The sequence below is a fragment of the Methylobacterium sp. R2-1 genome (genome assembly GCF_014191355.1).
In the GTDB taxonomy this organism is placed as follows: Bacteria; Pseudomonadota; Alphaproteobacteria; order Rhizobiales; family Beijerinckiaceae; genus Methylobacterium.
The window spans coordinates 135,395-160,898 of record NZ_JACHWM010000005.1; the positions used below are offsets into that span (position 1 = coordinate 135,395).

The 25,504-nt window shown below is 68.2% G+C and carries 22 protein-coding genes; 14 read left to right on the forward strand and 8 right to left on the reverse strand.

Annotated elements, in window-relative coordinates; genetic code table 11:
- Nucleotides 1–115 precede the first annotated feature (115 nt).
- The 3 genes from FHU13_RS09055 to FHU13_RS28210 all read left to right on the forward strand — a co-directional run bounded on the left by FHU13_RS09055 (nt 116) and on the right by FHU13_RS28210 (nt 1,459).
- Nucleotides 116–769, forward strand: a complete 654-nt coding sequence (locus FHU13_RS09055; protein WP_183435533.1) for a pyridoxamine 5'-phosphate oxidase family protein — start codon at nt 116–118, stop codon at nt 767–769.
- A gap of 255 nt (nt 770–1,024) precedes the next feature.
- The gene (locus FHU13_RS27660) at nt 1,025–1,312 is read left to right on the forward strand and encodes a hypothetical protein (protein ID WP_246714571.1); all 288 of its coding nucleotides are present in this window, start codon (nt 1,025–1,027) and stop codon (nt 1,310–1,312) included.
- A 15-nt stretch (nt 1,313–1,327) separates the two neighbouring features.
- A complete protein-coding gene (locus FHU13_RS28210; RefSeq protein ID WP_281411597.1) occupies nt 1,328–1,459 on the forward strand; it encodes a hypothetical protein in 132 nt (43 codons plus the stop codon).
- Between the two features lie 69 nt (nt 1,460–1,528).
- Here FHU13_RS28210 and ccrA read toward each other — a convergent pair whose 3' ends face one another.
- On the reverse strand, nt 1,529–2,827 hold the full coding sequence (gene ccrA / locus FHU13_RS09065; protein WP_183435534.1) for a crotonyl-CoA carboxylase/reductase: 1,299 nt from the start codon (nt 2,825–2,827) through the stop codon (nt 1,529–1,531).
- A 370-nt stretch (nt 2,828–3,197) separates the two neighbouring features.
- Between ccrA and FHU13_RS09070 the strand changes: the two genes are divergently transcribed.
- On the forward strand, nt 3,198–5,144 hold the full coding sequence (locus FHU13_RS09070) for a Hint domain-containing protein (protein WP_183435535.1): 1,947 nt from the start codon (nt 3,198–3,200) through the stop codon (nt 5,142–5,144).
- A 214-nt stretch (nt 5,145–5,358) separates the two neighbouring features.
- A complete protein-coding gene (locus tag FHU13_RS09075) occupies nt 5,359–7,425 on the forward strand; it encodes a protein meaA (RefSeq protein ID WP_183435536.1) in 2,067 nt (688 codons plus the stop codon).
- A 181-nt stretch (nt 7,426–7,606) separates the two neighbouring features.
- Here the strand turns inward: FHU13_RS09075 and FHU13_RS09080 are convergent, their stop codons facing one another.
- Entirely contained in the window at nt 7,607–8,353 is a 747-nt protein-coding gene (locus tag FHU13_RS09080) for a glucose 1-dehydrogenase (protein WP_183435701.1), read from the reverse strand.
- A gap of 108 nt (nt 8,354–8,461) precedes the next feature.
- Between FHU13_RS09080 and FHU13_RS09085 the strand changes: the two genes are divergently transcribed.
- Together FHU13_RS09085 and trpS are read left to right on the forward strand one after the other, a co-directional pair.
- On the forward strand, nt 8,462–8,785 hold the full coding sequence (locus FHU13_RS09085) for an ArsR/SmtB family transcription factor (RefSeq protein WP_183435537.1): 324 nt from the start codon (nt 8,462–8,464) through the stop codon (nt 8,783–8,785).
- A gap of 293 nt (nt 8,786–9,078) precedes the next feature.
- The gene (gene trpS, locus FHU13_RS09090) at nt 9,079–10,140 is read left to right on the forward strand and encodes a tryptophan--tRNA ligase (RefSeq protein WP_183435538.1); all 1,062 of its coding nucleotides are present in this window, start codon (nt 9,079–9,081) and stop codon (nt 10,138–10,140) included.
- A gap of 7 nt (nt 10,141–10,147) precedes the next feature.
- On the opposite strand, the gene FHU13_RS09095 is transcribed toward trpS, so the two are convergent.
- The gene (locus FHU13_RS09095; protein WP_183435539.1) at nt 10,148–10,321 is read right to left on the reverse strand and encodes a hypothetical protein; all 174 of its coding nucleotides are present in this window, start codon (nt 10,319–10,321) and stop codon (nt 10,148–10,150) included.
- A 162-nt stretch (nt 10,322–10,483) separates the two neighbouring features.
- Here FHU13_RS09095 and leuD point away from each other — a divergent pair, with 162 nt between their 5' ends.
- Entirely contained in the window at nt 10,484–11,089 is a 606-nt protein-coding gene (gene leuD, locus FHU13_RS09100; RefSeq protein ID WP_183435540.1) for a 3-isopropylmalate dehydratase small subunit, read from the forward strand.
- Between the two features lie 7 nt (nt 11,090–11,096).
- On the opposite strand, the gene FHU13_RS09105 is transcribed toward leuD, so the two are convergent.
- Together FHU13_RS09105 and meaB are read right to left on the reverse strand one after the other, a co-directional pair.
- Nucleotides 11,097–11,717 carry a peptidase C15 gene (locus FHU13_RS09105; RefSeq protein ID WP_183435541.1) on the reverse strand — a complete coding sequence of 207 codons (621 nt, stop codon included), beginning with the start codon at nt 11,715–11,717 and terminating at the stop codon, nt 11,097–11,099.
- On the reverse strand, nt 11,714–12,703 hold the full coding sequence (meaB, locus tag FHU13_RS09110) for a methylmalonyl Co-A mutase-associated GTPase MeaB (RefSeq protein ID WP_183435542.1): 990 nt from the start codon (nt 12,701–12,703) through the stop codon (nt 11,714–11,716). Before meaB ends, FHU13_RS09105 begins: the two co-directional genes overlap by 4 nt.
- 145 nt (nt 12,704–12,848) lie before the next feature.
- On the opposite strand from meaB, the gene FHU13_RS09115 reads away from it, so the two are divergent.
- Complete coding sequence (locus FHU13_RS09115) at nt 12,849–13,883, forward strand: alpha/beta hydrolase (protein ID WP_183435543.1); 1,035 nt, start codon at nt 12,849–12,851, stop codon at nt 13,881–13,883.
- Nucleotides 13,884–14,035: 152 nt separating this feature from the next.
- The gene (locus FHU13_RS09120) at nt 14,036–14,383 is read left to right on the forward strand and encodes a hypothetical protein (RefSeq protein ID WP_183435544.1); all 348 of its coding nucleotides are present in this window, start codon (nt 14,036–14,038) and stop codon (nt 14,381–14,383) included.
- A gap of 108 nt (nt 14,384–14,491) precedes the next feature.
- Here FHU13_RS09120 and FHU13_RS09125 read toward each other — a convergent pair whose 3' ends face one another.
- Both FHU13_RS09125 and FHU13_RS09130 read right to left on the reverse strand, forming a co-directional pair.
- Entirely contained in the window at nt 14,492–16,372 is a 1,881-nt protein-coding gene (locus FHU13_RS09125; protein WP_183435545.1) for a S9 family peptidase, read from the reverse strand.
- Between the two features lie 69 nt (nt 16,373–16,441).
- On the reverse strand, nt 16,442–17,362 hold the full coding sequence (locus FHU13_RS09130) for a L,D-transpeptidase (protein WP_183435546.1): 921 nt from the start codon (nt 17,360–17,362) through the stop codon (nt 16,442–16,444).
- A 341-nt stretch (nt 17,363–17,703) separates the two neighbouring features.
- Between FHU13_RS09130 and FHU13_RS09135 the strand changes: the two genes are divergently transcribed.
- The 4 genes from FHU13_RS09135 to FHU13_RS09150 all read left to right on the forward strand — a co-directional run bounded on the left by FHU13_RS09135 (nt 17,704) and on the right by FHU13_RS09150 (nt 24,634).
- Nucleotides 17,704–17,976, forward strand: a complete 273-nt coding sequence (locus tag FHU13_RS09135) for a hypothetical protein (RefSeq protein ID WP_183435547.1) — start codon at nt 17,704–17,706, stop codon at nt 17,974–17,976.
- Nucleotides 17,977–18,107: 131 nt separating this feature from the next.
- The gene (locus FHU13_RS09140; RefSeq protein WP_183435548.1) at nt 18,108–19,355 is read left to right on the forward strand and encodes an exonuclease SbcCD subunit D; all 1,248 of its coding nucleotides are present in this window, start codon (nt 18,108–18,110) and stop codon (nt 19,353–19,355) included.
- A gap of 10 nt (nt 19,356–19,365) precedes the next feature.
- Entirely contained in the window at nt 19,366–23,112 is a 3,747-nt protein-coding gene (locus FHU13_RS09145) for an AAA family ATPase (protein ID WP_183435549.1), read from the forward strand.
- Between the two features lie 262 nt (nt 23,113–23,374).
- Nucleotides 23,375–24,634 (forward strand): nitrate/nitrite transporter, encoded by a 1,260-nt coding sequence (locus FHU13_RS09150; protein ID WP_183435550.1) that lies wholly within the window; start codon nt 23,375–23,377, stop codon nt 24,632–24,634.
- A 90-nt stretch (nt 24,635–24,724) separates the two neighbouring features.
- Here the strand turns inward: FHU13_RS09150 and FHU13_RS09155 are convergent, their stop codons facing one another.
- Nucleotides 24,725–25,492 (reverse strand): ComF family protein, encoded by a 768-nt coding sequence (locus FHU13_RS09155; RefSeq protein ID WP_183435551.1) that lies wholly within the window; start codon nt 25,490–25,492, stop codon nt 24,725–24,727.
- Nucleotides 25,493–25,504 lie beyond the last annotated feature (12 nt).

The window sequence follows — 25,504 nt, forward strand, 5'->3', positions numbered from 1 at the left end:
CGCCGACTTGCATGAGGCCGGTCTGCGCGCGTGACTGGCCTTTATTTATGCCCGAACCTTGGCTTACAAGTGCGTCCCAGGAGGCCCGGGAAAAGAGGCCCCGGAGGAGACGTACATGACATCGCTCTACTCGGAGGCGCACCGCGCCCTCCAAGAAGAATTCGGCACCACCAAGCTCGCCGTGCGCCTGGACGAGGATTGGGTGCACGAGACGATCCAGCCGGACGAGGCCGCCTTCATCGGCTCGCGCGACATGTTCTTCCTGTCCACCGTCGACCCCGACGGCATGCCGACCGTCTCCTACAAGGGCGGGCCGACCGGCTTCGTGAAGGTGCTCGACGGCTCGACGCTGGTGTTTCCCGGCTTCGACGGCAACGGGATGTTCTACTCGGTCGGCAATATCGCGGGCCAAGCCAAGGTCGGCCTCCTGTTCATCGACTTCGAGACGCCGCACCGCATCCGCGTCCAGGGCCACGCTTCGCTGTTGCGCGACGATCCGCTCATGGCCGAGTACACGGAAGCGAAGTATCTCGTGAAGGTCGACGTCACCAAGATCTGGGTCAACTGCCCACGCTACATTCACAAGTACAAGAAGCTCGAGCAGAACAAGTACGTCCCTCGCCCGAACCGCGAGACGCCGCTGGCCGCGTGGAAGCGGCTCGACCTCGCCGGCGACGTGATCAGCGACGACGACAAGGCGCGCGTGGCCAAGGAAGGCCGTCTCGAAGTCGCCGAGTACGAGGCGCTCGTCGCCCGCGGCGAGGCCTGAAGCGGACGGCCGGGCTCTCGCAATCGTTCGGCCCGGCCAGCTTTACGAGCCGCGCTGGGCCGCCTCTCGGCACGATGTTCCTCAGACGAACTCCGCGAACTCGTCCGCAGATCAAGCGGGCGATCAAGTCCGTCGCCAAGACCGCCGGTCTGTTTCGCGCCAGCCCAGCCAGCGGCTTCTACCGCGATCTGGCCGACGTGAGGACGCGTTCTCGAAGCTGTTTTACGGCGAAGACGGCGGCAACCTGATCAACATGTGGAACCACTTCCTGCCGACCGACAGCCGGCAGTTCGCGTCGTTCCGGAATGGCAGCCGGATCGGTGCACGCTGCGCTTCCTCGATAGCGTCCTCGACGACAGCAGCCATGTCGCGAGCCACCAGCGCGTGACCGTAGAGACGCTGTTCCCGCTGTTGGCGGAGGACGGCCTGTACGTCGCCGAGGACCTGCACACCTCGAACCGGCGCGACGACCAGAGCGGCTACCGCCCCAACGGCACATTTCTGAAGATGACGAAGGCGTTCGTCGACGACATGCACGCCTAGTATCACGACCGCGGCGTGCCGAAGACGGGGCGCGGCATCGGCGCGATTCAGGTCTTCGACAGCATCGGCGCCTTCGAGAGCGGCGGTGAGTGGCCGTTCCATTCCACGATCGGCACACCGCAGCACGTGATCGACCGGGTGCGCTGAGGGTTTGAAAAAGAAAGCGCCCGCGCCTCCGTCGGGATGCGCGGGCGCTTATCCGTCACGTCGGCCGGCTTACATTGCCTTGAGCGGCCCGGCCTCGATCACGTCCTCGACCGTGCGCAGGCCCGCGCGGGTGGAATTCACGAGCACGGCCATGTTGCCCGGCGGGTGCTGGTTCTTCCACATCTTGGTATGGGCGGCCGGGATCTTGTCCCAGGGGAACACCTCGCTCATGCAGGGATCGACGCGCCGGTCCATCACGAACTGGTTGGCGGCCGAGGCCTGCTTGAGGTGGGCGAAGTGCGAACCCTGAATGCGCTTCTGGCGCATCCAGACGTAGCGGGCGTCGAAGGTGATGTTGAATCCGGTCGTGCCGGCGCAGAACACCACCATGCCGCCGCGCTTCACCACCAGCGACGAGACCGGGAAGGTCGCCTCGCCGGGATGCTCGAACACGATATCGACGTCGTTGCCCTTGCCGGTGATGTCCCAGATCGCCTTGCCGAACTTCCGGGCTTCCTTGAGCCAAGTGTTGTACTCGGGCGAGTTCACCTTCGGCAGCTGGCCCCAGCAGTCGAAGTCCTTGCGGTTGATGACACCCTTGGCGCCGAGGCTCATGACGTAGTCGCGCTTCGACTCGTCCGAGATCACCGCGATGGCGTTAGCGCCCGACGCCGCACAGAGCTGCACGCCGAACACCCCGAGGCCGCCGGAGGCGCCCCAGATCAGCACGTTCTGGCCCGGACGCACGGTATGCGGCGCGTGACCGAAGAGCATGCGGTAGGCGGTGGCGAGCGTCAGCGTGTAGCAGGCCGCCTCTTCCCAGGTGAGGTGCTTCGGACGGACCATGAGCTGGCGCGACTGCACCCGGCAGAACTGAGCGAAGGAGCCGTCGCCGGTCTCATAGCCCCAGATCCGCTGCGTCGGCGAGAACATCGGATCGCCGCCGTTGCACTCCTCGTCATCGCCATCGTCCTGATTGCAGTGGACGATGACCTCGTCGCCGACCTTCCAGCGCTTCACCTTGGCGCCGACCTTCCAGACGATGCCCGACGCGTCCGAACCGGCGATGTGGTACTCGCCCTTGTGCACGTCGAAGGGCGAGATCGGCTCGCCGAGGCCGGCCCAGACACCATTGTAGTTCACGCCCGCTGCCATGACGTAGACGAGCACCTCGTCGTCGCCGATTTCCCAAACGGGAAGCACTTCGAGCTGGTGCGACTGCTCCGGCGGCCCGTGGCGCTCGCGACGGATCGCCCAGGCATACATCTTGGCGGGCACGTGGCCGAGCGGAGGAATCTCGCCGAGTTCATAAAGGTCCTTGGCTTCTGCCGTCTGCCCGGTCCAGGCCGGCGCTGCGCTTGCAGCCATCGTGGCACTCCCTGTTTTCCTGGCTCGCGCGTGAGGAACGGCGCGACCTTGGCCGACGCTATAAGCACGATGTTTCAAGCCTTCCAAGTGGCCTAAAAGGCAAGGCTTTGTCCGATCCGCACAAAAAAGAGGCACCAGCCTGAGCTGGTACCCCTGTATTCAAAATAACGTTGAAACCATTCCATTCGCTCGGTCGAGAACTCACGGATCGGCGTGCCCGAGTCTGGTGTCTCACCGTAGAGGGAGCGGCTGGGTCTTCGACGGGTCGGCGATGTCCCCGACGTGTTGATGTCAATTTTCACGCCTCGTTCGACAAGCTGAGCAGCACGCCTCGGTGCGCGCTTCAGGTTCGAGGACGGAGCAGGCGGACATGGCAGATCTTACGGCAGCTCAGAAGGACAAGCTGACGTTTCTGACCGGCATCGACGAGAACGGAGCCGTCGCTGCGGATACCTACTTCTCCTGGAGCGTGGGAGAGAATCTCGGCAAGGCTTGGCTTTCCAAGTGGAACAACGATGCGAATGGCGCAGTCCGTTCCCCAACGAGTGCGGCGGGCACGCCGGGCGGCACCGTCACCTACGCATTCGGAGTCGGCCTCGCAGATGAGGAGAAGGCAGGGTACGAAGCTGCGCTGACCCTCTGGTCCGATATCGCGAATATCCAGTTTCGACAGACAGATGACGTCAAATCCGCCAACATCCGTCTCGACCCGACAGACGAGGCGGGGGGAAGCGGAGTCACGTTCGTACCCGCCAACGGCCCTTCCTCGACGCGAGGCGGCATCACTGCCATTCCATCACAGAATTCTCCGAATACGCGAGGCGGACAACTCAACATCAGCATCGCTGCGCCGGATCAGCAATTCAACAGTTTCTCTCCCGACGCCGCCCACACCCTGACCGCGGTCACCCACGAACTCGGTCATGCCCTGGGTCTCGGCCATGCCGGTCAATACAACGGCGACGAATTCGCGGGGCAGTCCGACGTCTACGACAGCCAACTCTGGTCGGTCATGTCTTACGTGAAGCCGGACGACCCGAGGGGGGCGTTCAACGCGTCGAGCCCAGTGAAGGGTGCGAACTGGACAGTCAACAATTCCGGGGTGAGTTACGGACTCTACGCCCAAACACCGATGATGCTGGACATTCCTGCTATACAGCGAATCTACGGCGCCTCGACAAGCAGCACCTTCGCAGGTGGTCAGACATACGGATTCAACACGAACATCTCGGGACAGTCTCGGCAGTTTTACGATTTTACGAACAATACTGATCCCGTTTTGACGATTTACAATCGCGGCGTCGGTAACACCCTCGACGTCTCCGGATTCACCACGAACAGCACCATCAATCTCAACCCCGGAACCTTCAGCAGCGCCAGCACGAGCGGAACGCTCGTCAATAATATCGGCGTCGCTTACGGAACCAAGATCGACAAGGCGATCGGTGGCGGCGGCAACGATGTATTCTACACGAATGCCGATGGAGACGTCATCGATGGCGGAACAGGCACCGATACGGTCCGTTTCGCCGGAGCCCGCAACGACTACACTGTCACCAAGGCCTCCGACGGGGAGACCTTCGTCGTCAACAAGTCGACAGGTGCCGCCGATCGGCTGACCAACGTGGAAAATCTCGAGTTCGATGCGCAACCGGTCTGCTTCACCACCGGCACACGGATCGCCATCCTGCGGAGCGGGAGGATGACCGAGCTTCCGGTCGAGGCGCTGGCGGTCGGCGATGTCGCTGTCACGGCGCAAGGACAGGCCTGTACGATCCGCTGGATCGGCCATCGCACCATCGGAGCGGAAAAGGGGTGCATTGCAGCCCACCAATGGCCGGTGCGCATCCGGGCCGGCGCCTTCGGACGCAACGACGAGGGGCGTGCCGTGCCCGCACGTGACCTGTCTCTCTCCCCGGGCCATCCCGTGCTGATCGACGGAGGCCCGGCCCGTCCCGACGGTGTGCTCGTGCCGATCTCCTGCCTGATCAACGGCACCTCGGTCGCGCGCCAGCCGGTCTCGACGGTCACCTACTGGCACGTCGAACTCGACAGGCACGACATCCTGCTCGCCGAAGGGCTGCCGGCGGAAAGCTACCTTGACGGTGGCGATCGCGCCTTCTTCGGGCAAGCGTCCGATCATGCCCTCCACAATCCCGACTTCGTAGCGCCAGGATGGTCGGCACGATGCCGCCCGGTTGCCACCGAAGGGGCCCTCGTGGAAGCGGAGCGCAGCCGCCTCGACATGCTCTTTGCCGCCACGCTGGAGGGCGACTGCGTCTGGTCTCCGGCCGAAACGATGTGGGCGAGCGCCTGAAGGCGGCCCTCCGATGTCGCAGTCTCGCCGGAAGATGCGGCGAGCCGTCTTCTGTCGTGACCAAAACGGTTTAGGCCGACGTCAAATTTATCCAACGGAGAAGAGGGCGATCCTCGACCTTCCTCCCAGATGACGCGACGCGGCGGCTTCGCTACGGTGCCGGCCAACAGCCGCGCCTCGAGGCGCGCGGTCGCATCGGATGAGGGAGAGAGGGATGAGCGCGACGGCGAGCGTGGCGGAGGTCAAGCGCGACAAACCGTGGATCATCCGCACCTATGCGGGCCACTCCACGGCGGCGGAATCGAACAAGCTCTATCGCGGCAACCTCGCCAAGGGCCAGACCGGTCTCTCGGTTGCCTTCGATCTGCCGACGCAGACCGGCTACGACCCCGACCACGAACTCGCCCGCGGCGAGGTCGGCAAGGTCGGCGTCTCGATCGCGCATCTCGGCGACATGCGGGCCCTGTTCGACCAGATTCCGCTGGCGCAGATGAACACCTCGATGACGATCAACGCCACGGCGCCGTGGCTGTTGTCGCTTTATCTCGCGGTGGCCGAGGAACAGGGCGCGCCGCTCGCGGCGCTGCAGGGCACCACGCAGAACGACATCATTAAGGAATATCTCTCGCGCGGCACCTACGTGTTCCCGCCCGCGCCCTCGCTTCGGCTCACCAAGGACGTGATCCTGTTCACGACCAAGAACGTGCCGAAGTGGAACCCGATGAACGTCTGCTCCTACCACTTGCAGGAGGCGGGGGCGACGCCGGTACAGGAACTCTCCTACGCCTTGGCCATTGCCATCGCCGTGCTCGACACGGTGCGCGACGATCCTGATTTCGACGAAGCCAGTTTCTCGGACGTGTTCAGCCGCATCTCGTTCTTCGTGAACGCCGGCATGCGGTTCGTCACCGAGATCTGCAAGATGCGGGCCTTCGCCGAGCTGTGGGATGAGATCGCCCAGCAGCGCTACGGCATTACCGACGCCAAGAAACGGATTTTTCGCTACGGCGTGCAGGTCAACTCTCTCGGACTGACGGAACAGCAGCCGGAAAATAACGTCCACCGCATCCTGATCGAGATGCTGGCGGTGACGCTCTCGAAGCGCGCACGCGCCCGCGCCGTGCAGCTCCCGGCCTGGAACGAGGCGCTCGGCCTGCCCCGGCCCTGGGATCAGCAATGGTCCATGCGGATGCAGCAGATCCTGGCCTTCGAAACCGATCTGCTCGAGTACGACGATATCTTCGACGGCTCGACGGTCATCGAGTCCCGCGTCGAGGCACTGAAGGAACAGACCCGGGCCGAGCTGAAGCGGATCGCCGAGATCGGCGGCGCGGTCACGGCGGTCGAGGCGGGCGAGTTGAAGCGGGCGCTGGTGGAAGCGAACGCCAAGCGCATCGCGGCCATCGAGAAGGGCGAGCAGATCGTCGTCGGCGTCAACAAATGGCAGCAGGGCGAGCCCTCTCCCCTCACCGCCGGGGATGGCGCGATCTTCACCGTCTCCGAGACGGTGGAGATGGAGGCCGAGGCGCGCATCCGCGAATGGCGCTCCAAGCGCGACGACCGTGCCGTCGGACAAGCGCTGGACGATCTGGAGCAGGCAGCGCGCTCGGGCGCCAACATCATGCCGCCCTCCATCGCCGCGGCGAAGGCGGGCGTGACCACCGGCGAGTGGGGCCAGCGCCTGCGCGAGGTCTTCGGCGAGTACCGCGCACCGACCGGCGTGACACTGGAGACCGTCACCTCCGGAGCGGCGGAGGAAGCGCGCCTGCTCATTGCGGATCTCGGGGAGCGGCTCGGCGAGACGCCGAAGCTCGTCGTCGGCAAACCGGGTCTCGACGGCCATTCCAACGGCGCCGAGCAGATCGCACTGCGCGCCCGCGATGTCGGCTTCGACGTGACCTACGACGGCATCCGCCAGACTCCGACGGAGATCGTCGCCAAGGCGAAGGAGCGCGGTGCCCACGTCATCGGCCTGTCGGTGCTGTCCGGCAGCCATGTGCCGCTGGTGCGCGAGGTGAAGGCCAAGCTGCGTGAAGCCGGTCTCGATCATGTTCCGGTCGTCGTCGGCGGCATCATCTCGACCGAAGACGAACTCGTGCTCAAGAACATGGGCGTCACCGCTGTCTACACGCCGAAGGACTACGAGCTCGACAAGATCATGGTCGGGCTCGCCAAGGTCGTAGATCGGGCGATCGACAAACGCGCAGCGGACCGAGCCGATACGGAAGCTGGGGTGCCGGGCGCGCCGAAGCGCAACGAGGACGCGGCTCAAGTCTTCTGAGGGCAAACAGCGCCGCAGACGAGACCCGTAAGGACGCACCCTCCTCCTCTACCCGCACGGTGAGGAGAAGGGGCGTGAAGTTCGGCCCGTTTGCGGCCGACCGACGGCGGCACGTGAAACGCTCGCGCTTCCAACCAGCCGCAGCGGACGCCTAGGGGAGCGCGGGTGCGGACCCTGAGCCTCAGCGAACGCCGCCGCTGGCGTTGATGACCTCACCAGTTACCCAGCGGGCATCGTCGGAAGCGAGGAATGCGACGACCCCGGCGATGTCGTCCGGCTGGCCGGATCGGCCGAGGGGTGTCTGTGCGACGAAGCCGGCCTCCATCTCCGAGCCAGCGATGCCGGCGGTGTGGGTGCCCTCGGTCACGACGTAGCCGGGGCTGACCACGTTGACCCGGATCTTGCGCGGGGCCAGCTCGTTGGCAAGGACGCCCGAGATCGCGTTCAAGGCCCCCTTGGTCCCGGTATAGACCGCAGTCGTCGGCGTCAGAGCATCGGTGACGGCGGACGAGATGTTGATGATGCTCCCGCCCTCTCCCAGGTGTTTCGCTGCCGCTTGAGTCGCGAGCAGCACACCCAGCACGTTGACGTCGAAGATGCGGCGATAATGCTCTTCGGTCACCTCTTCGATCGCAGCGAATTCATACACGCCGGAATTGTTCACCAGCACGTCGAGCCGGCCGAACTGCTGCACCGCGGCCTCGACCAAGTCTCGTGCCTGCGCGGCCTGCGAGACATCGGCCCGTACCGCGACGGCCCTGCCGCCAGCTGCCGTGATGGTATCGACGACGGCATCCGCGCCGGCCTTGCTCGACGCGTAGTTGACGACGACGGCCGCGCCGTTCTTCGCCAATGCCTTCGCGATTGCGGCGCCGATACCCTTCGACGCGCCGGTCACGACCGCGACCTTGCCCTCAAGCTTTGACATCTGTGCTAACCCTTCGACATGGGCCGGCGCCGATACGGTCGCCACAGTCCCATAGTTCGGGATTTCGGAACTACTGAAGCGGGGTTCAAGCCCCCATATGGATAAATCATGAGGCCCCTGTTTCACCCCGCGATCGAGGACGTCCAGCCGGAGGCGATCCTCCACGCCCTGTCCGATCCACGCCGGGCGGCGATTTTCGCCCGGATCACGAAGGCGGGTTGCGTAGAGGCTTGCTCAGCCGTCTCGGCAGTGGGCGATCAGGTCATCCCGAAATCGTCCCTGTCCAGCCACTTCAAGATTCTGCGCGAGGCCGGCTTGATCCGCTGCGAGCGTCACGGTGTCGAGATGCGCAACCATTCGCGCTGTGCCGAGGTCGAGGCTCGTTTTCCAGGCTTGCTGTCCGCGATCATGAACGCCTACGCGGCGTCATGACCGTCGTGACGTGCTGATCGACGAGACCGCCATTTCCTCGACTACAAGTCTCGAAGCGCGGGCTCGATGCCGATGACGCGGGCAGAGTGGAGGATCACCGAAGATCTTCGACCCGTTGCCGACGAACAGCGTTCGGGCACCGCATTCGTAATGTGAGGATTCGGGTGCGGACAGGAGGCACACGAGAGACCTATCCTGCTTGACCCGCCGCCGCTGGCGGTGCCAGAAACCGCCGCTTCAAGCGGGATGCGAGATCGCCTCGGCCCGGACCTTCTTTCCAGGGACCCGCGCCGATGGCCGCGTTCACCGAACTCGTCTTCTCCGGCGTCCAGCCGACCGGCAACCTGCATCTCGGCAACTATCTCGGCGCCATCAAGCGCTTCGTCGAGATGCAGGAGCGCGACGCGCAGTGCCTCTATTGCGTGGTCGACCTCCACGCCATCACGCTGTGGCAGGACCCGCAGGCGCTCAAGGGCCAGATCCGCGAGGTGACTGCCGCCTTCCTCGCCGCCGGCATCGATCCGCAGCGCTCCATCGTCTTCAACCAGTCCCAGGTGCCGCAGCACGCGGAACTCGCCTGGATCTTCAACTGCGTCGCCCGCCTCGGCTGGCTCAACCGCATGACACAGTTCAAGGACAAGGCCGGCAAGGACCGGGAGAACGCCTCGATCGGTCTCTACGACTACCCCGTGCTGATGGCCGCCGATATCCTGGCCTACCGGGCCACGCACGTCCCCGTCGGCGAGGACCAGAAGCAGCATCTCGAATTGACGCGCGACATCGCCCAGAAATTCAACAACGATTTCGCGGGGTCGATCCTGGCGCATGGCCATGGCGAGCAGTTCTTTCCGCAGACCGAGCCGCTGATCGGCGGGCCAGCGGCGCGCGTGATGTCGTTGCGCGACGGCACCAAGAAGATGTCGAAGTCGGATCCGTCCGAGTACTCACGCATCAACCTCACGGACGACGCCGATGCCATCGCGCAGAAGGTGCGTAAGGCCAAGACCGATCCGGAGCCTCTCCCCTCGGAGACCGCCGGGCTCAGTGGACGGCCGGAGGCCGACAACCTCGTCGGCATCTTCGCGGCCCTACGCGGCATCACCCGCGACGAGGTCCTGAAGGATTTCGGCGGAGCGCAGTTCTCCAGCTTCAAGCCGGCCCTGGTCGAACTCGCCGTCGAGACGCTGGCGCCAATCGGCGCCGAGATGAAGCGGCTTGTCGCCGATCCGGCCTATATCGACAGCGTGCTCGCCGACGGCGCGAGCCGGGCTGAGACGATCGCTGCCCCGACCCTCGACGCGGTCAAGGACATCGTCGGCTTCGTCCGCCGGGGGCCGGCGCTCAGGGCGGTGTGACGCGCCGTCACCGGCGTGGCTCGTCCTTGCGCAGGTGGCGGCCATAGGCCTGCTCCTTATCCTCGCGCTCCTTGATCAGATCGGCGTAGGCCTGCCGCATCTCGGGGGAGACGGTGACGCTCTTGCCCTTGGCAGGCTTGCGTTTGGGCGCCTTCTTGAAGGTGTCTGACGTGTTGGCCATCGTTCTCGCAATCCCCTTGCGCGAATGATCTTATCATAGAGCAAGCGCGATGCCGCCCCTGGATCGGGCGGCTACCGACGAGGCGATTCGACTGCTAGATACCGGCGGACCGAGGCCGGGGATACGTCTATCCGGCAGCCGACGACGATTTCGAGAAGAGCGATGGAAAAGTTTACGACCCTGGATGGCGTTGCCGCGCCCATGCGGATCATCAACATCGACACCGACCGCATCATCCCCAAGCAGTATCTCAAGACGATCAAGCGCACCGGGCTCGGCCAGGGCCTGTTCTCGGAGATGCGCTATAACGACGACGGATCGGAGAACCCCGATTTCGTCCTCAACCAGCCGGCCTATCGAAACGCCAAGATCCTCGTGGTCGGCGACAATTTCGGCTGCGGCTCCTCGCGCGAGCATGCCCCATGGGCGCTCGCCGATTTCGGCATCCGCTGCGTGATCTCCACGAGCTTCGCCGACATCTTCTTCAACAACTGCGCCAAGAACGGCATCCTCGCGATCGTCGTCTCACCGGAGGATCTGGAGAAGCTGTTCGAGGATGCGGAGCGCGGCGCCAACGCGACGCTGACGATCGATCTCGCGGCGCAGACCATCAAGGGGCCGGACGGCGGTACCCTTCATTTCGACATCGACGAGGGACGCAAGCACAACCTGCTCAACGGTCTCGACGAGATCGGCCTGACTCTCGACCAGAAGGCTCCGGCGATCGACGCCTACGAGGCGAAACTCGCGCAACGCGAATGGGCCTAAGCGACGGCTAAAGCTGGACCCTGCCCCGCAGGGCCAGCACCCGCGCCGCCTCGGCAAACGCCTCGGCCCATCGATCGAGCGGGGGCCGGCTGTGCCCTCCCCCGGGCTTCGGCCGCCGCGTGCGCGGCGGCATCGGGATATGCAGGAACACCGCCGGGCAGCCCTGCTCCAGGACCCGATAGTAGGAGGCGTTGCACAGGTAGCGCCCGGCATCGCGCGAGATTGCGGTGTCGAGCCCGGCGCGCTTCAGGGCCACCCTTACCGCGGCCGCGGCCGGGCTGCGCCTTTGCGCCGGGCCGTCGGGCTGGAAGGCGAGAGTTCGCCTCACTGTCCCACCCGCATCGGGAAACAGCCGGCTGACTCGATTGACGGCGCGGGTCTCGACGCAGACGCGGCGCCGGCGCGCGGCGACACCGAGCATCAGGACGGCGCTCGGATGTCGTGCCAGCGCGGGGTCGAGTTGCGTGTCGAGGGCGTCATACCGGGTGTCGAGCACGAGGCAGTCCGGCGCCTGCCCGAGGATGCGGTGCAGGTGCGGGGACGCCGCCAACCGCCGCGCGAGGCGCCCGGTCGGGTTGTCGGGCACGGTCGGGAAGGGGCCGAAGCCCGTGACGAGCAGGCGGCTCACAACCCAATCAGCGTCGCGATCGTGTCGGCGCCGGCGGCGGGCGAGTGCTCGCCCGCCGCAACCGCCCGCTCGGCATCGGCGGTTGCCTGGCGCACCTCGGCGCTGCCGACGAGGCGCTGATGCAGGCGCTCATGGATGAGAGCCCACATCCATTTCACATCCTGCTCCCGCCGCTTCTTCGCGATCTCGCCGGTGGCGGTGAGCTTGGCGCGGTGGTCCTCGATGCGGGACCACAGACTGTCGAGCCCCTTGCCGTGCAGGCCGGAGATCGTGACCACTGGTGGCGTCCAGGTGGCCGACGGCGGCGTCAGGATATGGAGCGCGGCACGGTACTCGGAAGCAGCGGCGTTGGCCCGGCGCTCACCCTCGCCGTCATCGGCCTTGTTGACCGCAATCATGTCGGCGAGTTCCAAAATGCCCTTCTTGATGCCCTGAAGCTCGTCACCTGCTCCCGGCAGCATCAGCACGAGGAAGAAGTCGGTGAGGTCGGCCACCGCCGTCTCCGACTGGCCGACGCCGACGGTCTCGACGAGGATCACGTCGAAGCCCGCGGCCTCGCACAGCAGCATGGTCTCGCGGGTCTTAGCCGCGACGCCGCCGAGCGTGCCCGAAGAGGGCGAGGGCCGGATGAAGGCGTTGCGATCGATGGCGAGCCGCGCCATCCGCGTCTTGTCGCCGAGAATCGAGCCGCCGGTGCGGGTCGAGGACGGATCGACCGCGAGCACCGCCACCTTATGCCCGGCCTCCGTCAGCAGCGAGCCGAGCGCGTCGATCGTGGTGGATTTGCCGACGCCCGGCACGCCGGTGATGCCGACCCGGATCGCCCGTCCCGTCTGCGGCAGCACCGCGTCGATGAGGTCGCGCACCGCGGCCCGGTGATCGGCCCGGCGCGATTCGGCGAGTGTGATGGCGCGCGCGAGCGCCGCCCGGTCGCCGGCCAGAAGTCGCTCGCGGATGTGATCCATGTCGGGAAGGGTCGCGCTCATGGCTCCTTCATGCCGGGGCGGTAGGCGGGCGTCGAGTGCCCAAAATCCCAATCGTGCCCCGCCACGGTCAAGATCGTGCGCGAAGGAGAGGCATCCAGCGCCGGCTTGCCACCGGAGCGGGCTTTTTCGGGGACCCGAACCGGTCATGCAGCCCTCCGACGCGACCCGCCGCTCTCTCCTGCGCCTCCTGGGGCTGGCTGGAGCGGCCGGCCTCTCCCCTGCCCTGTCCGCCTGCGTCATGGACGGACTCGCCACCGGCACCGTCGGCGAGACGCAGTCGGCGCTTGACGTGAGCCCGGTGCTCCTCGTCGCCACCACCCGCCGCCCGGCCGCCGGCAATCCGCCGAAGGCGCCGTACTTCGGATCCGAGCGCGGCCGGGGACTGAGCTTCGCCGAGGCGCGCATGTCCGCGCCGGACCGCTCGCTGATCGGCAAGGTCTCGGCGGTGGTGGGCGGCGATTGGGGAGTCCGCTCCGTCGGCGACGTCACGACGGGGCCGGGGGCGGCGGCCGCCTTCGCCCAATCCGCTTTCGGCCGCGACGTGCTGATCTACGTCCACGGTTATCGCGAGAGCTTCGAATCCGCCGCGGTCAGCGCCGCCCGTCTCTCCGACGGGATCCGCTTCAACGGCGCATCGGCGCTGTTCACCTGGCCGTCGGCCGCAGCGACCTTCGATTACGGCTACGACCGCGAGAGCGCGCTATGGTCCCGCGACGCGTTCGAGGACCTCCTGAAGACCGTGGCCACCACTCCGAGCGGCGGCCGCATCCACATCGTCGCCCACTCGATGGGAACCCTCCTCACCCTGGAAACCCTGCGCATGCTGCGGGTCGAGGCCGGCGAGGCGGCAGTGGCTCGCATCGGCGCGGTGGTGCTCGCCGCGCCCGACATCGACATCGACCTGTTCGCCAACGGCGTCGAGCGCCTGGGCCCGGACGCAAAGCGCATCACCGTCATCTCGGCCACGAACGATCGTGCGCTCGAACTCTCCGGCGCCATCGCCGGCGGCGTCGTCCGCGCGGGCGCCGCCGACCGGGAGCGCCTGGAGGCGCTCGGCGTTCGCGTGGCCGACGCCTCGGACTACGGTGGGGGCATCTTCAATCACGACCTGTTCCTGTCGAACCCGGAGGTGCAGGCGGTGGTCAAGCGGGCCGTTGCCCGTGGCAGCAGCGGCGTCTGAAACCAGGCGGCGCACCGGCGCGCGTTTCTCCCATCGACGAATCCGGCATAGGCGTCCTACAAGCGCGCCGAACCCGGCCGATCCGGTCTAGGTTTCCCGCGCGGACCGTTCAGCGGCCCGCGGAGCTTTCCCCTCTTCCGAGGATGTTCCCGATGTTCACGCTCGAGATCGACGGCACGGCGATCGCGGTCATCAACGGCGACGAGGCGACCGCCCGCGACCTGTTCACCTGCGACGGCTTTAAGGAAGACATCCGCACCATGACGATCGACGGCCGTCCGATCTGGAACGGCACGTCGGAGTTGACCGTACGCAAATCCACCGAGGACGAGACCGAGGAGTTCGAGGACGCGCTGGCCGCCGATGACGGCGAGGGCGACTTCGAGCCCGACGCGCAGCACGCCGCGGAAGGCGACGGCTCGGACGACGAGGATGAGGCCGATATCGTGTTCCTCGTCGACATCGACGACGGGGACGAGGATCAGCCGCTCGACGCCTAACCGACCGAGTGCGGACCTCCGCATCAGGACAGACCATGCCGGCGAAGTCGCCGGCATGGCATGCATGTCCGGAAGGGTGGCGCTGGCCGATCATCGGGCTGCGCCGGACTATCCCTCTCGCACCACCTGCATCGACGTCCCCGTCGACTCGGACTCGCGGATCGGCTCGCAGCGTCCGCCGAGATGGCGTGCCAGGAACGTTTCCGCACGCGCGAAGAAGGCCAGCCGGTTGGCCGGGCGTACGAGTCCGTGGCCCTCGTCCGGGAAGAGCAGATAGGTCACCGGGATGCCACCCCGCTCCATCGCGGCGACCATCTGATCGGATTCCGCTTGGCGGACCCGGGGGTCGTTGGCGCCCTGGACGATCAGTAGCGGCGCCTTGATCCGGTCGGCGAAGTAGACCGGCGAGCGCTCGCGGATCAGCGCCATGCCCTCCTCGGTATCCGGATCGCCGATGGCGCGGTGAAGCTGCGCTCGCATCGCTTCCCAGTAGGGCGGGATCGTCCGCACGAGGGTTTCGAGGTTGGCCGGGCCAACGAGATCGATGCCGCAGGCGTAAGCCTCCGGATTGCGGGTCAGCGCCATCAGGGTGGCGTAGCCACCGTAGCTGCCGCCCATGATCGCGACACGGGCGGGGTCGGCCGCGCCCTGCGACACCGCCCAGGCGACGGCGTCGCTGAGGTCGTCATCCATCCGCCGGCCCCATTCGCGGTCCCCCGCGTTGAGGAAGGCCTTCCCGAAGCCGGTCGAGGAGCGGAAGTTGACGCTGAGCGCGGCGTATCCGCGATTGGCCAGCCACTGGTGAATGCCGTCGAAGCCGAAGCTGTCGCGCGCCCACGGGCCGCCATGGACGGGCAGCACCAGCGGGCCGGGGCCGTCGGCATCGAGCGGACGGGTCAAATACGAGACGAGGTCGAGGCCGTCGCGGGAACGGATGATCACCGGGCTCATCGGTGCGAGCGGCGCGCCCTCCAGTTCCGGTCGGGCACTGCCGAGCGAGCGCAGCGTCTTCGCCCGCCGATCGTAGATCGCGGCCTCGCCGACGCGGGTGTCGGCGCGGGCGACGACGATCCAGCGGGAATCGTCCTCGGTTCGGCTCGCCGGATACCAGTCGCCCAGTCCCTGGGTTTCGAGGAACGCGAAGTCGTCGGCAAAGCGCGGGTCGAGCACGTGCCAGGACTTGCGGGCGTGCGTCACCGAGTAGGCCACCGGCTCGTGCGTCTCGACGTCCTGCAGCACCGCGCCGATATCCGCCTCCTCGTGCGAAGCGAGCACACGCGTCTCGCCGCTCGCGAGATCGATCCGGGTCAGCGCGGCGGTGTCGCGCCCACGGCTGTCGCGGCAGAACAGGGCCGTGCCGGCAGCGTCGAGGTTTTCCGCGCCGGAGACGCGGGCATCCTCGGGCGGGAAGGTGAGCCACGGCTTCCAGTTCGCGCCGTCGGGGGCGATCAACTGGCTCGAACCGTCCGGAAGATTGCGGAAGGCGAAGCGCACGGCGTAACGCTCGTCGATCAGGAAGCCGGCGAAACCCGGATTCTCGGCGACCAAGCTGCGCTCGCCGGTGGCGAGATCGACGCTGTGCAGGTCGTGGAAGCGCGGATCGCGGTCGTTGATCGCGACGAGCACACGGTCGCGGACGACGCGGCTGAGGCCCACGATCGCCGCGGCGATGCCGGGGATCGGCGTCAGGTCGCGCCGCTCGCCCGTGGTGAGATCGACGGCGTAGAGGTGGTGGTTCTCGTCGCCGTCCGCATCCTGCACGTAGAGCAGGTGTCGTCCGTCATAGGCGAAGGCGTAGGCGTCGATGCCGCGCCGCCGATCCGCGGTGACGGGCGCGGCCGCGTCGAGATCATCGATCGGCGCCGTCCAGATGTTGAGCACGCCCTCATGAGGCGCCACCCAGCCGAGACGGCGCCCGTCGGGGCTGATCTGATGGCCGTAGCGCGTCGGGTTACCGAACAGATGCTCGCGCGGGATCAGATCGACCATGGTGTCTCCTCGAAATCCGGCGCTTGTCTCGTGGGGGTGCGCTCGGCTTTCGAGGAAACTATCGCGGGATCAGCCGAGCACCACCACCTTGGCGCCGACCTCGACGCGGTTGAACAGGTCGATGGCGTCCTGATTGATCATGCGGATGCAGCCCGAGGACACGCTCTTGCCGATGGAGTGCGGCTCCAGCGTGCCGTGGATGCGGAACAGCGTGTCCTTGTTGTTCTGCCAGAGATACATGGCCCGCGCCCCGAGCGGGTTGCGGGTGCCCCCGGGGACGCCGAGGCCACTTTGCAGCTTGTCGACCTCGCGGGCGAGGTCGGGCCGGCGGGCGATCATCTCCTTGGGCGGATACCAGTCCGGCCAAGCCTGCTTGGAGTTGATGGTGGCGCTGCCCGACCACGAGAAGCCCTGCTTGCCGACACCCACGCCGTAGCGCCGTGCCCGGCCGTTGGGCAGGACGAGGTAGAGGAAATGCGCCTTGGGATCGACGACGATCGTGCCCGGCGGCTCGTTCGTGCGGAAATCGACCTCCTGGCGTAGGTAGATCGGGTTGAACTTCTTGTAGGGAATAGCCTGGACCGGGAACGGCTCGTTGGCGATCGCCGCGTAGGCCCGCGTGTAGTCGATCGGGCCATTATCGGGCTCCTGCGGCGGCACCGGATAGCCGGCCTGCTGCTGACGGGGCGTCTGGTTCGGCGCCTCTGCGGCGGGCGGCGGCTCGCCGTAGCGCTCAGCCCGGCGGCGGGCATAGGCCTCGGCGTCCAGATCCGTCTGCGAATCGGGCACCGGACGCCCGTTGCTGACGCGGCCGTTATAGGGGACGTACTGCCCGCCGCGGCGGCGGAAGAGACTGCCGTTGCTGTCCTGATAGAGGCGGTCGTCGTCGAAGCCATCGAAGGTTTGGGCGAGGACGTGCGTCGGCAGGATCGCGAGCCCGAGGCTCGTCGCGGCTCCGAAAAGAAGCTTACGGCGGTTCTGAAGTGACATGGATCGCTCGATCGAATGGGCCGGGCCGGAAAACGTCTCCGGAATACGGAAGAACGGTCACGATCATCCGGGCCGGCTGAACTGCCCCGCTTGTTCCCTAGCAAGGAAGCGCGCGGGCGTCAGGACCGGACGCGACCGTGACGGCTCCTGCACCCGCAAGTGTGCGAACATTGTGTCCGAAAGGTTACACGCGTGACCGCCATGCGCCCCGCGGGCGGCTTTAACGATTTCGCAAAAAATGTGCGGATTGCGGGGCAGATTGTGGCGGGCGGCGATTGCATTGGCGGGGCACATCCCTAGATCAAGCGTAGCCGTTCGGCCCCGACCACGGACCTCCTCCCTTGCGCGCCTCGCTCCTCCGCTTTTCGCTCGGATTGCTCTGCCTCGGCCTGATGCTTCCCGATGAGGCCATGGCCGCCCGTAAGGCGGCCCCCTCGCGCCCGGCCAAAACGACGGTCAAGACGAAGGTCGCGCAGGTGGACACGAAGACCCCGCCAACCGCACCGCAGACGGCGTGGACCGCGGCCGAGCCGGCCAATTGCGGCCGCGTCCGGCGCAAGCTCTGGCAGGGGGACGAGGGCTGGATCGTGAAGACGGTTACCGTCTGCCACTGAGGCGCTCGGCGCTAAGTCACAGGAGATCCCGGCCCGCCGCCGGGATGCACTCGAAGCCGGCGACGCAACCCGCTACAAGCCGCCTGGGGCGGCGACGGTCGTTGCCCCGGTCTCGATGAGTGGCGTCCTAAGTGATCCGCGTCCTCCATACGGGCGACTGGCATATCGGCCAGACCCTGCGCGGCTTCTCCCGCGAGCGCGAGCACGACGCGGTGTTCGGCTGCCTTGAAGGCATTGTCGTCGAGCGCGAGGTCGATGCTCTCGTCGTCGCCGGCGACGTGTTCGACAGCCAGAACCCGTCCGGCGAATCCCAGGCGCGGTTCTACGCGCTGATGGCGCGCCTCCACGCGGCGCGGCCTGCGATGACCATCGTCATCACGGCCGGCAATCACGACGCCGCCGGGCGTCTGGAAGCACCGCGCCCGCTGCTCGAGGCCATCGGCGTCCATGTCGTCGGCAATGTCCGCCGCCGCGACGGCGCGATCGACCTCGAACGCCACCTCGTGCCGGTCCGCTCCGCCGGCGGCGAGGTGGCGGCGCAGGTGCTCGCCGTATCCTACCCCACCGCCGCCTGCCTGCCGCCGCTCTCCTCGCTCGGCAGCGAACGGCGGATCGGCGAAACCTCACCGATCGTGCGGGCGGTGCGCGACCTCTACGGACAGCTCTTCGAGGCGGCCCGGCCGCGGCTCGCCGGCCTGCCGCTTCTCGTGACCGGCCATCTCCACGTCGCGGGCGGCCTCGAATCGGAGGGGGCGGAGCGGCGCATCCTCGTCGGCGGCGAGCACGCGGTGCCGGCCGACGTGTTCCCGGAGGAAGCGCGCTACGTGGCGCTCGGCCATCTGCATCGGGCGCAGGGTCTGGGCGGCGGGCAGGTGCGCTATTGCGGCTCGCTGATCCCGCTTTCGGCCGCCGAGCAGCCCTACCGCCACGGGGTCACCCTGGTGACGCTCGGCACGGGCGCGGCGGAGATCGAGCATATCGAGATACCGCGTCCCGTCCCGTTCCTGCGCCTCCCCGCCTCCGGCGACATGGCGCTCGCCTATCTCGGCGACCACCTCGCGGCCCTGGCGCTCGACCCCGACCTGCCGATGGAGGCGCGGCCCTACATCCAGGTTCGGCTCGCGCGCGAGGGCCTCCTTCCCGGCTACCGGGCCGAGGTGGACCGCATCGCCGAGGGTTTTCCGGTGCGCGTCGTCGATGTGCGGGTCACCGTGCCGCCGCGGGCCGCAATCGAGATCGTGGAATCCGAGGCGCCGCCGCCGCGCCTTTCGGAGCGCGACCCGGAGGAGCTGTTCCGCCTCGCCTACCATGCGAAGTGGGACGAGGAGCCCGAGCCCGCCCATCTCGACGTGTTCCACCGCGCGCGAGCGGAGGCTTAAGCCGCCCCCCATGCGCATCCTCGCGATCCGCGGCGAGAACCTCGCGAGCCTCGCCGCGCCGTTCGTAGTCGATCTCGCCGCCGAGCCGCTCGGCGCCACCGGCCTGTTCGCCATCACCGGCGAGACCGGCGCCGGCAAGTCCACGATCCTCGACGCGCTCTGCCTCGCGCTGTACGGCCGCTATCCCCGCGTCGCCGTGAGCCGCCGGGAGGACGTGCCCGATCCGGGCGGCGAGGCGCTGAGCGCCAGCGACGGACGTGCGATTCTGCGTCGAGGCGCCGGGGCGGGCTATGCCGAGGTCGATTTCATCGGCCAGGACGGCGTGGCCTACCGCGTCGGCTGGGAGGCCTATCGCGCCCGCAACAAGGCGACCGGTAAGCTCCAGGCGGAAAAGCGGCGCCTGCACCGCCTCGACGACGGCAGTGCCGTCGCTGCGGGCAAGACGCAGGTGCTCGATAAGGTCGTCGCGCTCACCGACCTGACTTTCGACCAGTTCCGCCGCACGGTGCTGCTGGCGCAGGGCGAGTTCGATGCCTTCCTCCTCGCGGCGGAGGGGGAGCGGGCCGAGCTTCTGGAGAAGATCACCGGCACCGCGATCTATTCGGAGATCTCGAAGCGGGTGCATCTCGGCTACGAGGAGCACCGTCGCGCGGTCGAGGCACTGGAGGTGCGGCAAGGCGAGATCGGCCTGCTCGACGAGACCGGATTGCAGGCCCGCAAATCGGAGCGCGGGGAACGCCTCGCCGAGGCGGCGGCCTGGCGTGCGGAGCAAGAGGCGGTGGGCCGCACCCTTGAGACCGCGCGCCGGATCGAGGCCGCCCGGTTGGCGCTCGCGCGGGCCGAGGAGCGTGCCGCCTCGGCACGATCGGCGTCGGAAGCGGCGGCCCCCGACCGGGAACGATGGGCCGAACTCGACGCGGTCGAGCCGCTGCGCGGGCGCGCGGAAACCCTCGAAGAGGCCGCTCGCGAGCGAATGGCGGCGCAGGCTCAGATCGAAGCGGTGGCGGACCGTGTCGCCGCGGCGCGCACGACCGCCGAGACGGCTGACACGAGGCGGGCGGAAGCGAGCGCGGCGGATGAGGTCGTGGAAGCCGTGTTCAAGAGCTTTGGTCCCCTCTGGGACCGCGCGGCCGAACTTGATGCCGCGATCGCCCATGCGGAGCGCGAAGCCGAGAGCGCCGCGCAGGCGGCCGTCCGGTCAGCCGAAGCGGCCGAGGCGGCGGGTGCCGTGCTCAGCGCACTCGATCGACGTCTCGCGGAGTCTCAGGACGCGCGAGCCGCCGCAGCCAGCCGCCTCGAGGCCGACCGCGCCCACGCCCTTCTGGCCGAACGGGGAGACGAGTTCGCCCGGCGCATCCACGAGCGGGCGCGGCTGCGTAGGCAGGCGGAGACCGCCGCGCAGGACGGGGCCGCGCGCCGGGCCGAGATCGCTGCCTGCGACGGGGAGGCCGCGGACGGCGCCGCCCGCCTCGCCGAGCTTCACGCCCGCCGATGGGCCCTGGCCGCCGCCCGCGCCGAGCGGGAGGCGGCGCTCAATGCCCTCGCCGAGCCTGCCGCGCAGGACCGCGCCATCGCCCTGGAAGGCCTGCTCGACGCCCTGCGCGACGCCTATGCCCTGGCGCAACGCCACGGCACGGCGCTGGCCGACCGAGCGGTCGCCGCGGAAGTGGAGACGGAAGCCGGCGCGGCGTTCGCCGAAGCCGCGGCCCGCTTCGCGGTGGAGGAGCGCGCGCTGCACGAGGCCGGCATCCGGCGCTCGGAGATCGCTCCGCTCGCCGAACTCGCGCAGGAAAGCGCGTCGCGCGAAGCGGCGCGGCTGCGCAGCCTGCTGGTGATTGGCGCGCCCTGCCCCGTCTGCGGCGGTCTCGACCATCCGCATTCCCACGGATCCGACGATGCCCTCGGACGGCTTGCCGAGGAGATGCGCGCCCGACGCGCCGCACTCGATACCGAGATCGCCGCGCATCAGGCGGCCCGCGACCGCGCCCGGGGCGATGCCGCGGCGGCGGAGGGCCGCCACGACGACGCGCAGGAGCGGGGCGCCGCCGCGGCGGAGGCGGCGGCCTCGACCGCCGCCCACTACCGCGCCGGCTTGCCCGATCTCGTGGCCGCGCTCGGCGCCTCCGGGCTCACCGTCGCCCTGCCGGAGGAGCCGGATCTGTCCCGGCTCGGCGCCGCCGGAGCCGCGGCGCGGGCCGAGCGCGATGCCACCCAGCGGACGCTCGCGGCGGCGCGGGCCCTGCGCGGCGAGATCGATGGTCTGATCCGGGATCGCGATGCGGTCGAGACGCAGATCGAGGCGCAGACCCACACCCTCGATACACTGACGCGCCGTCGGACCGAGGCGGGTCTCGCGGCCGAACGGGCGGAGAGCCACCACGCCGCCCTTCGCCAGCGGATAACGGACCTGTCGGGGGAGATCGCTCCGGCACTCACCGCCGCCGATCTCGGCCTTGCCGATCTCGACCGTGCTCCGGAGGCGTGCGCCGACCGGATCGTCGCGCTCGGGCAAGGCTACGCGGCCCTGCGCATGCAGCATGCCGGTTACGAGGCGCAACTCGCTGCGCTGGCGCTGGAACGGGCGGCCGCCGCCTCCTTGAGCGACACCGAGGCGCGCGCAGCCGCGAAGGCCCGTGCGGAGGCGGGAGAACGGCAATCCCGCCTCGTCGACGCGCGCGTGGGAAGGGCCGGCTTGCTCGGAGGGGAGGCGACCGGTCCGCACCGCACGAGATGCAACAACGAACGCCGCGCGGCCCGCGACGCGCTCCAAGCAGCGCAGGCTGCCAGCGCCGAAGCCGCCCGCGCGCTCACGGGAGCCGTCACCGAAGCCTCCGCGGCCGATGCGGCCCTGGAGCGCGCCGCCACCCGCCATGAAGCGGCCGAGGCCGCCTTCGCGCAGGCCTGCGGCGAGCGCGGGCGCGAGGCCGTGGCCGCCCTGCTCGCCGTCCCGGCCGAGACGCGGGAGGCACTGCGCGCGCGGCTCGACCGGCTCGGTCGCGAGGAAGCCGAGGCGATGACCGCGCTCGCCACCCGCCGCGCCGATGTTGAGACCCTGAGCACCGACGTCGAGATCGACGTATCCGCCGCGCAGGCCGAGGCGGCACGTCTCACGGAGGCTATGGCGCAGGCGCAGCAGCGCCTCGGCGCCCTCGACGCGGAGCTGCGCCGGGACGAGGCCGCCCGCGCCAAGGCGGCCGATCTCGCGCGGGAGATCGAGGCAGCGAAGGCCGAGTTCGCAACGTGGCACCGGGTCGAAGAGGCGATCGGTTCGGCCGGCGGCGATCGCTTCCGCCGCTTCGCGCAGGGGGTGACGCTCGACCACCTCGTGCATCTCGCCAACGATCAGCTCAAGGTGCTGAGCCCCCGCTACCGCCTCGCGCGAAGCGCGGGCGCCGATCTCGCTCTCCACGTCGTGGATCGAGACATGGGCGACGAGCGCCGGGCGACCCGCAGCTTGTCGGGCGGCGAGCGCTTCCTCGTCTCACTGGCGCTGGCGCTCGCCCTCTCGGGGCTGGAGGGTCGGCAATCCTTCGTCGACACGCTGTTCATCGACGAGGGGTTCGGCTCGCTCGACGCCGAGACCCTGGACCTGGCGGTGGATGCCCTCGAAACGCTTCAGGGCCGCGGTCGAAAGGTCGGCGTCATCACCCACGTGGCGGGGATGATGGAGCGCATCGCCGTGCAGATCCGTGTGGAGAAGCGCGACTCGGGGCGCAGCGTGGTCCGTGTGGTCGACCGAGGTGCTGCCGTCGTTTGAGGCGGTGCAGCCGCTGCTTCCTTCATAGGCGGAGCTGCATCCGTTAGCGGCACATGCGGGCGCGCGGCGCCCTGCACACCGCCACCTCGCCGGCATCAGAACTGGCACGCGCTCTGCATAACCCCGAGCGCTGCCCCTGGGCAGCAGGCGGGGCAACGGCGCCTCGCGCTCGGACGGCGCGTGTCCGGACACACTCTCCCGCATGAAAGGCCCCGCCCGGCTTGAGCCGCGCGGCGCGTCTTCGAGCCGAACGAGCACGCCGATGGCTTCCTTCAAGACCGTGATGAAGTCGGGCCACCCCCCGACCCTGTTCGCCGCGTTCCTCTACTTCGATTTCTGCTTCGCGATCTGGGTGCTCAACGGCGCCATGGGCCCGTTCATCACCGAGACCTACGGGCTCACCCCGGCCCAGACCGGCTTCATGATCTCGCTGCCGATCCTGGCCGGCGCGATCATGCGATTCCCGCTCGGCGTGCTGGCCCAGTATATCGGCCGCAAGAACGCGGCGCTGACGGAGATGGGCGTCATCGTGCTGGCGATGGCCTACGGCTTCTTCTTCGTCTCTTCCTACAACGAGGTGCTCGCCATGGGCGTGCTGCTCGGCATAGCCGGCGCCTCCTTCGGGGTGGCGCTGTCGCTCGGCTCGGGCTGGTTTCCGCCGGAGCACAAGGGGCTCGCCATGGGCATCGCGGGTGCCGGCAATTCCGGCACCGTGCTGGCCGTGCTGTTCGCGCCTCCGCTGGCCCAGGCCTACGGCTGGCAGGCGGTCTACGGCTTCGCCGGTATTGTCATGATCGTGCCGATCCTCGCGATGATTGTCCTCGCGAAGGAACCGCCGGACTGCCACGGCCGGAGCTTCAAGGAGCACGTCTCCTGCCTGTTCACCAAGGATGGCTGGTCCTTCTCGCTGATCTACGTCATCACCTTCGGCGGCTTCATCGGCCTCTCGAACTTCCTGCCGACCTTCTTCTACGAGCAGTTCGCGGTGACGAAGGTCGAGGCCGGGCGCCTGACGATGCTCGCCGCCCTGATGGGCTCCGGCATCCGCATCCTCGGCGGCTACTTCGCCGATCGGATGGGTGGAATCCTCGTTCTCTCCCTGGTGCTGCTGGCCGCGATCGGCTCGTTCCTGGCGCTGACCGCCACGCCCTCGCTCGCCGTGACGACGCTGCTGTTCATGCTCTGCTTCGCCGCGCTCGGTGCCGGTAACGGCGCGCTGTTCCAGCTCGTGCCCCTGCGCTGGCCGACCAACACCGCGGTCGCCGGCTCGATGATCGGCGAGGTCGGGGCGCTCGGCGGCGCGATCCTGCCCAACGTGATGGGCTTCTCGAAGCAGTATACCGGCGGTTTCGCCTCCGGCTTCGTGGTCTACGCCCTGTTCACCGGCCTCGTGCTCGGCTGCCTGTTCCTGTGGCAGCGCAAGTGGGTGGGCGCCTGGGTCGGGCCCCGCGGCAAGGTGCTCGACCCCTCCACCGAGGCACAGGCACAGGCTTCCGGCCGGATGGAACCTGCCGGCGCCTGACGCGGACGCGGCAGTGAAGCGTTATCGGACGGGGGCCCTTGCGACCCCCGTTCTCGTTCGGGACGGCAGCCGCGATCGTCGGCAGCAGGGTCACAGCCCGTCCCGCGTCACCGTCGCGAAGGTCAGCAGATCGACGCTCGCCGCACCGGCGCGCAGCAGCACGCGGGCGGCGGCGTTGCCCGTCGCGCCCGTCGTCGTCACATCGTCGATGAGGAGAAGGCGTCGGCCTGCGACCCGTATGCGACCGGTATCGGTGACTCGGAAGGCGCCCTGAAGATTGTCGGCGCGCTGGTGGCGCGTCAGGCCGACCTGCGGCCGGGTCGCCTTCACGCGAGCCAGCGCTCGCAGGTCGCAACGCTTGCCGCTCCGCCGTCCGATCTCGCGGGCGAGAAGCGCCGATTGATTGAAGCGCCGCCGCCAGAGGCGCAGGCCGTGCAGCGGCACCGGCACGATCAGGTCGGCCTCCTCCAGTAACTCGCTCCCGGCAGCGGCCATCATGCGAGCCATGGCCCGAGCGAGGTCAAGTCGGTCGCCGTACTTGAGGCGGTGAACGAGGTCGCGTGCCGTTCCGTCGTAGATGGCGACCGCCCGGGCACGCCCGAAGACCGGTGGTTCGGAGATCGCGCCAGGGGAGATTAGGCTGCCGATCCCAAGGTCGAGGGCGAAGGGCGTGCCGAGCCGCTCGCAATAGGGACGCTCGATCAGGCGGAGTCCGCTCCAGCAGGCGGCGCAGAGAGCGTGGGGCTGTCCGGTGGCCGCCCCGCAGGCGACGCAGGTCGGCGGATAGATGAGGCTGATAGCCGACGAGGCGAGGCGACGCAGACCCTCCCGAAGGACCGGAAGTCCGGACGCCGTCATCGGCCGTCGATC

Bases quoted from the DNA above. Each gene is read 5' to 3' on its own strand.
- FHU13_RS09055 (WP_183435533.1), top strand. From the start codon at position 116: ATGACATCGCTCTACTCGGAGGCGCACCGCGCCCTCCAAGAAGAATTC.
- ccrA (WP_183435534.1), bottom strand. From the start codon at position 2,827: ATGGCTGCAAGCGCAGCGCCGGCCTGGACCGGGCAGACGGCAGAAGCC.
- FHU13_RS09070 (WP_183435535.1), top strand. From the start codon at position 3,198: ATGGCAGATCTTACGGCAGCTCAGAAGGACAAGCTGACGTTTCTGACC.
- FHU13_RS09075 (WP_183435536.1), top strand. From the start codon at position 5,359: ATGAGCGCGACGGCGAGCGTGGCGGAGGTCAAGCGCGACAAACCGTGG.
- FHU13_RS09080 (WP_183435701.1), bottom strand. From the start codon at position 8,353: ATGTCAAAGCTTGAGGGCAAGGTCGCGGTCGTGACCGGCGCGTCGAAG.
- FHU13_RS09085 (WP_183435537.1), top strand. From the start codon at position 8,462: ATGAGGCCCCTGTTTCACCCCGCGATCGAGGACGTCCAGCCGGAGGCG.
- trpS (WP_183435538.1), top strand. From the start codon at position 9,079: ATGGCCGCGTTCACCGAACTCGTCTTCTCCGGCGTCCAGCCGACCGGC.
- FHU13_RS09095 (WP_183435539.1), bottom strand. From the start codon at position 10,321: ATGGCCAACACGTCAGACACCTTCAAGAAGGCGCCCAAACGCAAGCCT.
- leuD (WP_183435540.1), top strand. From the start codon at position 10,484: ATGGAAAAGTTTACGACCCTGGATGGCGTTGCCGCGCCCATGCGGATC.
- meaB (WP_183435542.1), bottom strand. From the start codon at position 12,703: ATGAGCGCGACCCTTCCCGACATGGATCACATCCGCGAGCGACTTCTG.
- FHU13_RS09115 (WP_183435543.1), top strand. From the start codon at position 12,849: ATGCAGCCCTCCGACGCGACCCGCCGCTCTCTCCTGCGCCTCCTGGGG.
- FHU13_RS09120 (WP_183435544.1), top strand. From the start codon at position 14,036: ATGTTCACGCTCGAGATCGACGGCACGGCGATCGCGGTCATCAACGGC.
- FHU13_RS09125 (WP_183435545.1), bottom strand. From the start codon at position 16,372: ATGGTCGATCTGATCCCGCGCGAGCATCTGTTCGGTAACCCGACGCGC.
- FHU13_RS09130 (WP_183435546.1), bottom strand. From the start codon at position 17,362: ATGTCACTTCAGAACCGCCGTAAGCTTCTTTTCGGAGCCGCGACGAGC.
- FHU13_RS09145 (WP_183435549.1), top strand. From the start codon at position 19,366: ATGCGCATCCTCGCGATCCGCGGCGAGAACCTCGCGAGCCTCGCCGCG.
- FHU13_RS09150 (WP_183435550.1), top strand. From the start codon at position 23,375: ATGGCTTCCTTCAAGACCGTGATGAAGTCGGGCCACCCCCCGACCCTG.
- FHU13_RS09155 (WP_183435551.1), bottom strand. From the start codon at position 25,492: ATGACGGCGTCCGGACTTCCGGTCCTTCGGGAGGGTCTGCGTCGCCTC.